Origin of the sequence: Pseudoduganella lutea (genome assembly GCF_004209755.1) — a bacterium.
GTDB lineage: Bacteria > Pseudomonadota > Gammaproteobacteria > Burkholderiales > Burkholderiaceae_D > Rugamonas > Rugamonas lutea.
The window spans coordinates 3,277,236-3,290,950 of sequence record NZ_CP035913.1; the positions used below are offsets into that span (position 1 = coordinate 3,277,236).

Consider the following 13,715-nt stretch of genomic DNA (forward strand, 5'->3'; position numbering starts at 1 on the left):
GAAGCCCGATAAGTTAGAACATATACGAACACAGGAAGGCTGTTGGCGGATAATATTGCATGTTGCTGTTTTTGAACCGTCTTGAATACACCGATGCGACCAATGGATTTGACCCGCGACGAAGCCCCTGCAACTCCCGCTGCACCCGCCCCCGCTCCCGCCAGTCCGCCGGCAACCCAGTTGCCCTATGCGGTCGCCATCTGGCTGCAGCGGGTAGATGCCGCTGCGCACCCGAAGGCGAAACTGACCCCGGTCGATCCCGATCCGAAGCAAACCAGCTACAAGCTGATCTACGTGCTGGCGCCCACGTCCGGTGGCCGGCACGTGGCGCTGGCACTGTACAAGGCGCGGCTGCGCCCGAATGGCGACGTGGCCGCCGCCAGCCCCGTCAACGAAGTGTTTTCGCTGCTGTCGGCCCCGCCACCCTTCCTGGAGCCGGGCGACGAAGACCTGGTGCGTTTCTTCGTGGCAATGCGCACCGGGCCGAATTCGCCGACCGGCAGCGCGACCGAACCGCGCGGCAAGATCGGCGCGGCACTGCTGCAAATGCTGTCCGAACAGGAAAAGCTGCTGTGGGCAAATTCGTGGGCGGACGTCGGTAACGGCCTCGTCTATCCGATGAAGGCCGGCCAGGGGCGCACCGCCAACCTGGCCTGGCGTGAAGAAGGCAAGGGTTTGCGGCTGGGCTGGAAAGTGGAAGAACCGGCCAACGTGCCGGCCAACGCCCGCCATGCCGGTGCCGACCAGATCGACTACATGCTGCCGACGGAACCACCGTGGTATATCGACAACCTGTCGTGCGGCGTGCTGCACCTGAACCAGGGCGGCGCCGACATTCCGCTGGCCGAGTTGCAGGCATTGGTTGCCCAGGCGCCATTATTGATGCCGAACGATAAGATGCGCGTGTCGCAGCTGCTGCTGGCGCACGGCTTGCAGCAATTGATGCCGCTGCCGCAGCCATTGCCGCAGCGCCTGCGCGAAGACGTCAAGCCGCGCCCGATCCTCGTGCTCGATGCGGCCCAGCTGTCCGATGGTTCGGTGCAGAAGTGGCACGACTATGCGGTGCTGTCGTACGACTACGATGGCGAGCGCGTGTCGTTCGACCCGTCGCAGCGCGTGGTGCGCCAGCGCGGCGAGGTCACCGAGATCATCGTGCGCAACGAGGGGCTGGAAACGGCGGCGCTGGAGACGCTGACGCACCTGGGCTTCCGCAAGCCGACGGCGCTGCCGCTGTCGTCCGTGCGCGGCGGCCTGCTGCTGGCTGGCCAGGCTGACTGGATTCGTTTTGCCGAGTTCGGCATCGAAGCGTTGCAGGCCGACGGCTGGCAAGTGGAAAAGACGTCGAAATACCGCTACGACGTGGCGCCGGTCGAAGAGTGGTATGCCGAGATCGAGGAAGAGGGCGCGGAAACGGGCAACGCCTGGTTCGAGCTGGAGCTGGGTATCACGGTGGGCGAAGAGCGCGTGCCGCTGTTGCCGGTGCTGGTGCAGATGATCCGCAACATGCCCAATGATTTCAGTACCAAGGCATTGTCGGCGCATGGCGAAACGGACCAGATGCTGGCCACGCTGCCCGGCGGAACCCGCGTGGCGCTGCCCTGGGCACGCCTCAAGCCGATCCTCGGCACGCTGGGCGAGCTGTACTTCAATGACAAGATCCGCCACGCCGTGCGCATGAGCACGCTGGATGCGGCGCGGCTGGACGAACTGGCCCGCACGGGCGATTTCCACTGGACGGGCGGCGAGGAATTGCGCGACATGGGCCGCCGGCTGAACCAGTTCTCGGCCGTGAAGCGCGTGGCCACGCCGGCCAGTTTGCAGGCCACGCTGCGTGATTACCAGAGCGAAGGTCTGGCATGGATGCAATTCCTGCGCGAATACGGCCTGGCCGGCATCCTGGCCGACGATATGGGCCTGGGCAAGACGGTGCAGACGCTGGCGCATATCCTCGTTGAAAAGGAATCGGGCCGGATGACGCATCCAACGCTTGTCATCGCGCCGACTTCGCTGATGGGCAACTGGCAGGATGAAGCCGCCCGCTTTGCCCCCAGCCTGAAAACCCTGCTGCTGCAAGGCAAGGACCGCGCCGAGCTGTTCGACAAGGTTCCAGAAGCCGACCTGGTGCTGACCACCTATGCATTGTTGCCGCGCGACGAGGAAAAGCTGCGCGAGCACGACTTCCACATGGTGATCCTGGACGAATCGCATTACATCAAGAACACCCGGTCGAAGGCGGCGCAGAGCGCGGGCCTGCTGCGTACGAAACACCGGCTGTGCCTGTCCGGCACGCCGCTGGAAAACCACCTGGGTGAACTGTGGTCGCAATTCCACTTCCTGCTGCCGGGCCTGCTGGGCGATGAAAAATCGTTCAACTCGCAATTCCGCCACCCGATCGAGCGGCAGGACGATCCGCAGCGCAGGATGTTGCTCAATCGCCGGATCAAGCCGTTCCTGCTGCGCCGCACGAAGGACAGCGTGGCCAAGGAATTGCCACCGAAGACGGAAATGGTGCGCAAGGTCGAGCTCACGGGCGCGCAGCGGGATCTGTATGAAACCGTGCGCCTGGCGATGGACCAGAAGGTGCGGGAGGAAATCGACCGCAAGGGCGTGGCGCGCAGCCAGATCGTGATCCTGGAGGCGTTGCTCAAGCTGCGGCAGGTCTGCTGCGATCCACGGCTGGTGAAATCGCTGTCCACCCGCAAGCAGCAGGCGGCCGGATCGGCCAAGCTGGCCGACCTGATGCAGATGCTGGAAGACTTGCTGGAGGAGAAGCGCAAGATCCTCGTGTTCTCGCAATTCACGTCGATGCTGGAACTGATCCAGGAAGAGCTCGACTCGCGCGACATTCCGTATGCGCTGCTGACCGGCGAAACCCGCGACCGCGGCGCCCAGGTGGCGGCGTTCCAGCAGGGCGCCGTGCCGATCTTCCTGATCAGCCTGAAAGCGGGGGGCGTGGGCCTGAACCTGACCGCGGCCGATACCGTCATCCACTACGATCCATGGTGGAACCCGGCCGCCGAGCAGCAAGCCACCGACCGCGCGTGGCGCATCGGGCAGGACAAGCCGGTGTTTGTCTATAAACTGATCGCCAAGGGCACGCTGGAAGAAAAAATCCAGGTATTGCAGCAGAAGAAGGCCGACCTGGCGCAATCCGTGCTGGCCGAGGGTGAATCGCAGAAAATGGCACTGACGCAGGAAGACCTGCAGCAGATCTTTGCACCGCTGATCGACTGAGGACGCGACTCATGGACGAAGCTGGCTACCGCATGATGCTCGAGCACGGCACCGACGTCCACTGGATGCTCGACTGTGCCACGGGGCAACTGCTGTATGTCAGCCCGGTCGCCGAACGGCGCTTCGACTGGCCGCCGGAAGAAGTCCTGGAGCGTGCCCAGGCCCTGGCCGGACCATTGTTGCAGGAGCTGCCGGAACGGCTGGAGCGTTTCCGGCAAGGTGACAACAGCCGCCGCACGCTGGTGCGCGAGGCGGAACTGGAAGGTGTTGCCGTCGAGATCGAATCCACGCTCGTCGACGCCACGCGGCTGGTTGGCGTGGTGCGCGACATTACAACGCGCCGCGAGTTCGAGCGCCAGCAGAAAAAATTCGCTTCCATGCTGTCGCATGAATTCCGTTCGCCGCTGGCCACGATCGATGGTGCCATCCAGCGCCTCGTCATGACGGACAAGGCGGCCGACGAGGGCACCACGAAGCGCTATCACAAGATCCAGGGCGCGGTGGACCGCTTGCTGGCCATGGTCGAGGAATACCTGTCGCCGGACCGGCTGGCATCGATCGGGCGGCGTCAGCGCGAGAATGGCATCGCACCAGCCGCGCTGATGGAAGCGGCCGCGGCACAGGCGCGGGCACGTCGTTCCGCGATCGTCGTGGAGGCCGGCGATGCGCCCGCCTGGGTGCGCGCCGACCCGGAAGGCATGCGGATGTGCCTCGATGTACTGCTCGACAATGCGGTCAAGTACACGCCGGCCGGTTCGCCGATCGTGCTATGGGCGGGCAAGGCCGCCGAAGGTGGCGTGGAATTCACGGTCGCCGACAGCGGCCCGGCGATCCCGGAAAACGAAACCGGCCGCCTGTTCGACAAGGGTTTCCGTGGCAGCGCCGCCGCCGGGATCGCGGGCTCGGGAATCGGACTGTACATGGCGAAAGCAGTGATTGAGGTGCACGGCGGCACTCTCAGCGTGCAAAACTTGCCTGAAAGCGGCAAGAAGTTCCGGATTTGGCTTCCAGTCGCCGTATAAACCTTGCGCCTTACCCGTTACTCCCGTGATAATTCTTTGAGTAACGAAACAACATAAAATGGCCATCGATGACGCAGATATTGATCGTGGAAGACAACCTGGAGTACGCCGAAGAAATGGCGGACTATCTGGGGGAATTGGGACACGGTGTCAGCATTACCAGCAACGCGGGCGAAATGTGGTCCGCGTTGAGCCAGGGTAATGTCGGCGTTGTCGTGCTGGACCTTGGTCTCCCCGACGAGGACGGTATCAATGTGATACCGAGGATGCGCCAATTGTACCCGCAGATCGGCTTGCTCGTGCTGACGGGGCGCGTGAATTTCGATAGCCGCATTCTCGGCCTGCGCCTGGGCGCCGACCACTACCTGACGAAGCCCATCAAGTTCCCCGAACTGGCTGCCCACATCGAGGCGCTGGACCGCCGCGTCGGCCCGCAGGAGGCCGCGCCGGCACCCAGCAAGTGGACATTGCGGCTGGCGGCACGCCAGCTCGAACTGCAGGGCCAGGCAATCACACTGACGGAAAAGGAATGCAATTTCCTGCATCTGCTGACGATCAACACGCGGCCCGTGCCGCGGCAGGTAATCGTGGCCGGCATCGGCGGCGACGATCCCGATGCCGGGCGCCGGGTCGACATGCTGGTCTATCGGCTGCGCAAGAAGGCGCGCTCCGGACTGGGCCAGGATTTGCCGCTGCGCAGCGCCTATGGCGAAGGGTACAGCCTGTCCACCAGCTTCAATCTGTCATAGCGGCACATTAATCAGGGACAAGGTCAGCGGGAAATTTCAATTTTCCGAAACAAATAGGGACAGGGTGGGAAAGCGGCGGTATCATGGCTGTTTCAACCGATCCCTGTTCCATGGCCCGCCTGCCCCGCCTCATCGTTCCTTCCCAGCCCCATTATGTGATCCAGCGTGGCCTGAACGGTCAACCTGTCTTTCAGGACACGGATGACTACACAGCTTTCCTTGCCTGGCTGCGCACGGCGGCCCGCACCTACAAGGTGGCGATCCACGCCTACGCGCTGCTGCCGGACCAGCTGCACTTGTTGGTGACACCGTCGGACGAAGACGGGCTTGGCCAGATGATGCAATGGCTGGGGCGCTGCTATGTGCCGTACTACAACCAGAAATACGGCCGCGCCGGCACGTTGTGGCACGGACGCTACAAGACTTCGGTCGTCGACGGCGAAAACTTCCTGCTCGCCTGCTGTCGCTACATGGAGGCCGCACCGGTGCGGGCCGGCCTGGTGCCGGCGGCCGAAGAATATCCGTGGTCCAGCTACTCACACCATGCCGGCATCCGCCCGGACGGCCTCGTCACCGACCATCCGGCTTACTGGTCGCTCGGCAATACGCCATTTCAGCGCGAAGCGGCCTACATTGAGCTGACCGGCCAAGGCTTGACGGCTTCGCTCACCGCCACGGTAGAGGCTTCCGTATTGAAAGGGTGGCCGCTGGGAACCGAAAAATACAAGAAGGACCTCGAGCAGAAGGCCAAGCGCCAAGTCCTTCCGGCCAAGCGCGGCCGCCCCTTCAAGCAGACGAAACTGACCTAAGCCCATCAATACTGTCGTTAAACAACCAGCTCGACAGCAGGGCGCTCCATCTAAATATTTGATTCCATTAATGTTGCCAAAATTCGGGGACAGTCCCCAATTTTTAGCAACTTTTGCTATTAGGACAGCGAAATTTCCGTATGTGAGCAATCTTTGTTCATGTCTTCGGCTCTGTCCCTATTTAAAATTTTGCGCAAAAATGGTGCAATTAATTTGACTCCGACCCTAATTAATTAAGTTGAGTTTACTTGTTCGATGCACTATTCTCAGTTTTCAATTTGCAAAACCGGAGCCATGCGTACCCGCCACGGTAGGTGTTCAGGGCTCTTTGCTTCGGAGAAAGTGCCCATGAACGCGCAAGGTTTGTACGACCCAGCCAACGAACACGATGCCTGCGGTGTCGGCTTCGTGGCCCATATCAAAGGCCAGAAAAGCCATTCCATCATCGAACAGGGTCTGCAGATCCTGAAGAACATCGACCATCGCGGCGCCGTGGGTGCCGACAAGCTGATGGGTGACGGTGCCGGCATCCTGATCCAGGTTCCGGACCAGTTCTACCGCGACGAGATGGGCAAGCAGGGTGTGGAGCTGCCGCCGCCGGGTGAATACGGCGTGGGCATGGTGTTCCTGCCGAAGGAAAGCGCATCGCGCATCGCCTGCGAACAGGAAATCGAGCGCGCCGTGCGCATCGAAGGCCAGGTCGTGCTGGGCTGGCGCAATGTGCCGGTCGATACGGAAATGCCGATGTCGCCGCTGGTGCGCGCGAAAGAGCCGGTAATCCGCCAGATCTTCATCGGCCGCGGCGCCGACATCATGGTCACCGACGCACTCGAGCGCAAACTCTATGTGATCCGCAAGTCGTCCGGCCACGCGATCCAGGCACTGAAGCTGCAACACGGTAACGAATTCTTCGTGCCGTCGATGTCGGCCCGTACCGTTGTCTACAAGGGCCTGCTGCTGGCCGACCAGGTGGGCGTGTACTACCGCGACCTGCAGGATCCGCGCTGCATTTCCGCACTGGCACTGGTGCACCAGCGCTTCTCCACGAACACCTTCCCGGAATGGCCGCTGGCCCACCCGTACCGCCTGATCGCCCACAACGGCGAAATCAACACGGTCAAGGGCAACTTCAACTGGATGCGCGCCCGCGAAGGCGTGATGAAGTCCGCCGTGCTGGGCGACGACCTGCAGAAGCTGTTCCCGCTGATCTATGAAGGCCAGTCGGACACCGCCTGCTTCGACAACGCGCTGGAACTGCTGCTGATGGCGGGCTACCCGCTGGCGCAGGCCATGATGATGATGATCCCGGAAGCGTGGGAAAACCACACGCTGATGGACGACAACCGCAAGGCCTTCTACGAATACCACGCCGCGATGATGGAACCATGGGACGGCCCCGCCGCCATGGCGTTCACCGATGGCCGCTACATCGGCGGTACGCTGGATCGCAATGGCCTGCGTCCTGCCCGCTACATCGTCACGGACGACGACCTGGTCGTGATGGCATCGGAATCCGGCGTGCTGCCGATTCCGGAATCGAAGATCATCCAGAAATGGCGCCTGCAGCCGGGCAAGATGTTCCTGATCGACCTGGAAGCGGGCCGCATCATCGATGACAAGGAACTGAAGGATACGTACGCCAACGCCAAGCCGTACAAGGCGTGGATCAACGCTGTCCGCATCAAGCTGAACAGCCTGAAACTGGCGGAAAGCCAGCTGCACCAGAACGCCGGCAAGTACGCGGCACAGGGTGAAAAGCTGCCGGCATCGCTGCTGGACCGCCAGCAGGCCTTCGGCTACACCCAGGAAGACCTGCGCTTCCTGCTGGCACCGATGGCGGTCGCCGGCGAGGAAGCCACCGGCTCGATGGGCAACGACTCGCCGCTGGCCGTCATGTCCAACAAGCTCAAGCCGCTCTATAACTACTTCAAGCAGCTGTTCGCCCAGGTGACGAACCCGCCGATCGACCCGATCCGCGAAGCGATGGTGATGTCGCTGGTGTCGTTCATCGGCCCGAAGCCGAACCTGCTGGACACGAACAACGTCAACCCGCCGATGCGCCTCGAAGTGTCGCAGCCGGTGCTGTCGTTCGACGACATGGCCCGCCTGCGCCACATCAGCGCCCATACCGGCGGCAAGTTCAAGTCGTATGAGCTGTCGATCTGCTACCCGCTGGCATGGGGCAAGGAAGGCGTGGAAGCGTCGCTGGCCTCGCTGTGCGCGGAAGCCGTCGATGCGATCAAGTCGGGCCACAATATCCTGATCGTCTCGGACCGCGCCGTGTGCGCCGACCGCGTGGCGATCCCGGCACTGCTGGCAACGTCCGCGATCCACCAGCACCTGGTGAGCAAGGGCCTGCGCGCCTCGACCGGCCTCGTCGTCGAGACGGGTTCGGCACGCGAAACGCACCACTTCGCCCTGCTGGCGGGCTATGGCGCCGAAGCCGTGCACCCGTACCTGGCCATGGAAACGCTGGCCGAGCACGCGCACGCGATGCCGGGCGACCTGACGCCGGAGCAGGCGCTGTACAACTACACGAAGGCCGTCGGCAAGGGCCTGATGAAGGTGATGTCCAAGATGGGCATCTCCACCTACATGTCCTACTGCGGCGCGCAGATCTTCGAAGCGGTGGGCCTGAACAAGGCGGTGGTGAACAAGTACTTCAAGGGCACCGCGTCGAACGTCGAAGGTATCGGCCTGTTCGAGATCGCCGACGAAGCGCTGCGCCTGCATAACCTGGCCTTCGGCAACGACCCGGTGCTGGCCGAGCAGCTCGACGCGGGCGGCGAATACGCCTACCGCGTGCGCGGCGAAGACCACCTGTGGACGCCGGATGCGATCGCCAAGCTGCAGCACTCGACCCGCGCGAACAACTTCAACACGTATAAAGAGTACGCGCAGATCATCAACGACCAGAGCCGCCGTCACCTGACGCTGCGTGGCCTGTTCGAATTCAAGATCGATCCGTCGAAAGCAATCCCGCTGGAAGAAGTGGAACCCGCAAAAGAAATCGTCAAGCGTTTCGCCACCGGCGCCATGTCGATGGGCTCGATCTCCACCGAGGCGCACGCCACGCTGGCGATCGCGATGAACCGCATCGGCGGCAAGTCGAACACCGGCGAAGGCGGCGAGGATCCGGCGCGCTTCAACATGGAACTGAAGGGCATTCCGATCAAGTCCGGCTCGACGATGGCGGACATCATCGGCAAGGACCAGGTCGTCGTCGACATCCCGCTGCAGGATGGCGACTCGCTGCGTTCGCGCATCAAGCAGGTCGCATCCGGCCGCTTCGGCGTGACGGCGGAATACCTGAACTCCGCGGACCAGATCCAGATCAAGATGGCGCAGGGCGCCAAGCCGGGCGAAGGCGGCCAGCTGCCGGGCCACAAGGTCTCCGGCTACATCGCCACGCTGCGTTTCGCTGTGCCGGGCGTGGGCCTGATCTCGCCGCCGCCGCACCACGACATCTACTCGATCGAAGATCTGGCACAGCTGATCCACGACCTGAAGAACGTCAACCCGCGCGCATCGATCTCGGTGAAGCTGGTGTCGGAAGTGGGTATCGGCACCGTGGCCGCCGGCGTCTCGAAAGCCAAGGCCGACCACGTGGTGGTGGCCGGCCATGACGGCGGTACCGGTGCCTCCCCGCTGTCGTCGGTGAAGCACGCCGGCACGCCGTGGGAGCTGGGCCTGGCCGAAACGCAGCAGACGCTGGTGCTGAACGGCCTGCGTAACCGGATCCGCGTGCAGGCCGACGGCCAGATGCGCACCGGCCGCGACGTGGTCATCGCCGCGCTGCTGGGCGCCGACGAAATCGGCTTCGCCACGGCACCGCTGGTGGTGGAAGGCTGCATCATGATGCGCAAGTGCCACCTGAACACGTGCCCGGTGGGCGTTGCCACCCAGGACCCGGTGCTGCGCGCCAAGTTCCAGGGCAAGCCGGAACACGTGGTGAACTACTTCTTCTTCGTGGCCGAAGAAGCGCGTCAACTGATGGCGCAGCTGGGTATTCGTACTTATGACGAACTGATCGGCCGTGCCGACCTGCTCGACAAGTCGAAGGCGATCACGCACTGGAAGGCGCAGGGCCTGGACTTCTCGGCCATCTTCTACCAGCCGCGCGTCAACGAAGGCCTGTGCATGTACCACAACGAGGAGCAGGAACACGGCCTCGAGAACGCGCTCGATCACAAGCTGATCGCGCAAGCCAAGGCCGCGCTGGAGAAGGGCGAGCGCGTCTCGTTCATCTCGCCGGTGAAGAACCGCAACCGTACCGTGGGCACGATGCTGTCGGGCGAAGTGGCGGCGCGCTACGGTCACGCCGGCCTGCCGGACGACACGATCCACATCCAGCTGCAAGGTACCGCCGGCCAGTCCGCCTGCGCGTTCCTGGCACACGGCATCACGATCGACCTGGTGGGCGAGGGCAACGACTACGTGGGCAAGGGCTTGTCGGGCGGCCGCATCATCGTGCGTCCGAACACCGAGTTCCGCGGCTGGGCCGTCAACAACATCATCATCGGCAACACGGTGCTGTATGGCGCGATTGCCGGCGAAGCGTTCTTCAACGGTGTCGCAGGCGAGCGTTTCGCGGTGCGTAACTCCGGTGCCACGGCAGTGGTCGAAGGCACCGGCGACCACGGTTGCGAATACATGACCGGCGGCACGGTGGTCGTGCTGGGCAACACCGGCCGCAACTTCGCGGCGGGCATGTCGGGCGGTATCGCCTACGTGTACGACCCGGACGGCGACTTCGAAAAGCGCTGCAACCTGTCGATGGTCAGCCTGGAAACGGTGCTGCCGGCATCGGAACAGCACGTCGACAAGTCCACGTGGCACGCACAGCACCGCAACGGCACGCCGGAAGCGGACGAAACGATCCTGAAGCGCCTGATCGAACGTCACTTCAAGCACACGGGCAGCACCCGCGCCCGCCTGTTGCTGGACAACTGGGCGGAAAGCCGCGGCAAGTTCGTGAAGGTGTTCCCGAACGAATACAAGCGCGCTCTGATCGAGCTGGCCGATAACGCCGCGATCGAAGCTGAAACCCAGGCCATCGCCGCTTAAGTCAGGTAAGGAATTAATAAAATGGGAAAAATCACCGGTTTCATGGAATTCCAGCGCCAGGACGAAAGCTACCTGGCCCCGGAATCGCGCCTGAAAAACTACAAAGAGTTCGTGCTGAAGCTCACGGACGAGCAGGCCAAGGTGCAGGGCGCACGCTGCATGGATTGCGGCATTCCGTTCTGTAACACGGGCTGCCCGGTCAACAACATCATCCCGGACTGGAACGACCTGGTGTACCGCCACCACTACCGCCAGGCGCTGGACGTGCTGCACTCGACGAACAACTTCCCCGAGTTCACCGGCCGCATCTGCCCGGCACCGTGCGAAAGCGCCTGCACGCTGGGCATCAACAACGACCCGGTGGGCATCAAGTCGATCGAGCACAAGATCATCGACGAAGGCTGGGAAAACGGCTGGGTCAAGCCGCAGCCGGCCGACCACAAGACGGGCAAGAAAGTGGCCATCATCGGTTCCGGTCCCGCCGGCCTGGCGGCCGCCCAGCAGCTGGCCCGCGCCGGCCACGACGTGACCGTGTTCGAGAAATCGGACCGTGCCGGCGGCCTGCTGCGCTACGGTATCCCCGACTTCAAGCTGGAAAAGTTCCACATCGACCGCCGCGTCGAACAGATGGAAGCGGAAGGCGTGAAGTTCCGCATGAACACGCTGGTGGGCAAGGATTTCCCGGCCAACGTGAACAACTGGGCCAAGGAAACCATCTTCCCCGAAGACCTGGAAAAGGAATTCGATGCCGTCGTCATCGCCGGTGGCGCGGAACAGCCGCGCGACCTGCCGGTGCCGGGCCGTGAGCTGAAGGGCGTTCACTTCGCGATGGACTTCCTGCCGCAGCAGAACAAGATCAATGCCGGCGACAAGGTCAAGGACCAGATCAAGGCCACGGGCAAGCACGTGGTCGTGATCGGCGGCGGCGACACGGGTTCCGACTGCGTGGGCACGTCGAACCGCCACGGCGCCACGGCCATCACGCAGTTCGAACTGATGCCGATGCCGCCGGAGCAGGAAAACAAGCCGCTGGTGTGGCCGTACTGGCCGACGAAGCTGCGCACGTCCTCGTCGCACGAGGAAGGCTGCGAGCGCGACTGGGCGGTGGCCACCAAGCGCCTGGAAGGCAAGAACGGCAAGGTCGAGAAGCTGATCGCCTGCCGCGTCGAGTGGAAGGACGGCAAGATGGTCGAAGTGCCTGATTCGGAATTTGAAATGAAAGCCGACCTGGTATTGCTGGCGATGGGCTTCGTCTCGCCGGTGCAACAGGTGCTGGAAGCCTTCGGCATCGATAAAGACGGCCGCGGCAATGCCCGCGCCGCCACCGAAGGCAGCAATGCCTACGTCACCAGCAAGCCCGGCATCTTCGCCGCCGGCGACATCCGCCGCGGCCAGTCGCTGGTCGTGTGGGCCATCCGCGAAGGCCGCCAGTGCGCCCGCGCGGTGGACGAGTACCTGATGGGCCACTCCGTCCTGCCACGCTGATCCACCTTGCTCCACGAAAGCCCGCCCGGTTCCGCCGCGGCGGGCTTTTTGTTGTAAAAAATTCGGGGACTGTCCCTCCGGGAGGGACAGTCCCCGAATAATTTTGTTGTAAATCCACATCGGGGACAGTCCCCGATTTTCTACAACACGTCTTGGTGGCGCATTTTTTTGTCGGAGAATTTGTGGGAAATTGTAATTGCGACAATTCGTGAGAATTCAGGCGTTGTCTCCGTATTAAGATAGTTGCTTCGTCTTGACAAGCCAGCGCCGGCATCCAAATCCATGAAAACCCCATTCTCCTTCCCGAACACGTCGAAGATCGCCGGCCAAGTGCTGGCACTTGGTGCACTGCTCACCCTGGCCGGCTGCGCCGGCACGGCTCCCCAGCTGGGCGGCGCGCCCACCGTGGCCACCGGTTCGGCTGGCGGTGCCACCGCGAACAACGCCAACACGGCGCTGGAAAAATGCGACCGTTCGCTGGGCACCTTGAGCGTCGTCGAAGATCAGGCTTCGTCGTGGTACATGCAGCTGTCGCAATACAAGCTGGGTTCGACCGTGCCGGTACTGCGCAAGCTGATCCAGCAGTCGAACTGCTTCGTCGTTGTCGAGCGGGGCGCCGCGATGAACAATGTGATGGCCGAGCGCGACCTGGCCGCCTCCGGCGAAATGCGCGCCGGCAGTAATTTCGGCAAGGGCCAGATGGTGGCGGCGGACTACACGATGAGCCCGACCATCAACTTCAGCCAGAAGGGCACCCAGGGCATCGGCGGCGCGCTGGGCGGCTTCGGCCTGATCGGCAGCGTTGCCGGCATGGTGGCCGGCGGCATCAAGGCCAATGAAGCATCGACCACGCTGCTGATGGTGGACAACCGCTCCGGCGTGCAGCTGGCGGCCGCCGAGGGCAGCGCCAAGAACTTCGACTTCAATATGTTCGGCGGCATGTTCGGCGGCGGCGCCTTCGGTACCGGCGGCGCCTATTCGAATACGCCTGAAGGCAAGATCCTGATCGCCGCCTTCATGGATTCGTACAACCAGCTGGTGCAGGCAGTGCGCAACTACAAGGCGCAGGAAGTGGCGGGCGGCCTGGGTACCGGCGGCGCGCTGGGCGTCCAGGGCGGCATCACCCCACCGGCCGCGCCGGCATTGGCGACGGCGCCGGCCCCGGCACCTGCCCAGGCGAAGAAATCCACGAAGAAGAAATAATCACGCCAGCCGTACCGGGAAACGCCAGCAAGATGCTGGCGTTTGTCATGCGTCCTGCATGGGACATTTCTGCGAATAAAAGTTGCTGCGAGCTGAGCACAGCTGCGACAAGCAACCTATCGCGCGTTATCACATGCGAAGAAGCA

Annotated in this window: 7 protein-coding genes; all 7 read left to right on the forward strand. The window is 62.9% G+C overall.

What is annotated here, in order from left to right; translation table 11 throughout:
• The first annotated feature begins 102 nt into the window (after positions 1–102).
• Positions 103–3,234, forward strand: coding sequence for a DEAD/DEAH box helicase (locus tag EWM63_RS13875; RefSeq protein ID WP_130190370.1), 3,132 nt, complete (start codon positions 103–105; stop codon positions 3,232–3,234).
• Positions 3,235–3,245: 11 nt separating this feature from the next.
• Entirely contained in the window at positions 3,246–4,256 is a 1,011-nt protein-coding gene (locus EWM63_RS13880) for a PAS domain-containing sensor histidine kinase (RefSeq protein WP_130187064.1), read from the forward strand.
• 68 nt (positions 4,257–4,324) lie between these two features.
• Positions 4,325–5,005: a response regulator transcription factor gene (locus tag EWM63_RS13885; RefSeq protein WP_130187065.1), complete on the forward strand. Its 681-nt coding sequence runs from the start codon at positions 4,325–4,327 to the stop codon at positions 5,003–5,005.
• 110 nt (positions 5,006–5,115) lie between these two features.
• Complete coding sequence (locus tag EWM63_RS13890) at positions 5,116–5,814, forward strand: transposase (protein ID WP_130190371.1); 699 nt, start codon at positions 5,116–5,118, stop codon at positions 5,812–5,814.
• Between the two features lie 348 nt (positions 5,815–6,162).
• Complete coding sequence (locus tag EWM63_RS13895) at positions 6,163–10,881, forward strand: glutamate synthase-related protein (protein WP_130187066.1); 4,719 nt, start codon at positions 6,163–6,165, stop codon at positions 10,879–10,881.
• A gap of 21 nt (positions 10,882–10,902) precedes the next feature.
• Positions 10,903–12,366: a glutamate synthase subunit beta gene (locus EWM63_RS13900; protein ID WP_130187067.1), complete on the forward strand. Its 1,464-nt coding sequence runs from the start codon at positions 10,903–10,905 to the stop codon at positions 12,364–12,366.
• A gap of 282 nt (positions 12,367–12,648) precedes the next feature.
• Positions 12,649–13,569: a CsgG/HfaB family protein gene (locus EWM63_RS13905; protein WP_130187068.1), complete on the forward strand. Its 921-nt coding sequence runs from the start codon at positions 12,649–12,651 to the stop codon at positions 13,567–13,569.
• The last annotated feature ends 146 nt before the right edge of the window (positions 13,570–13,715 follow it).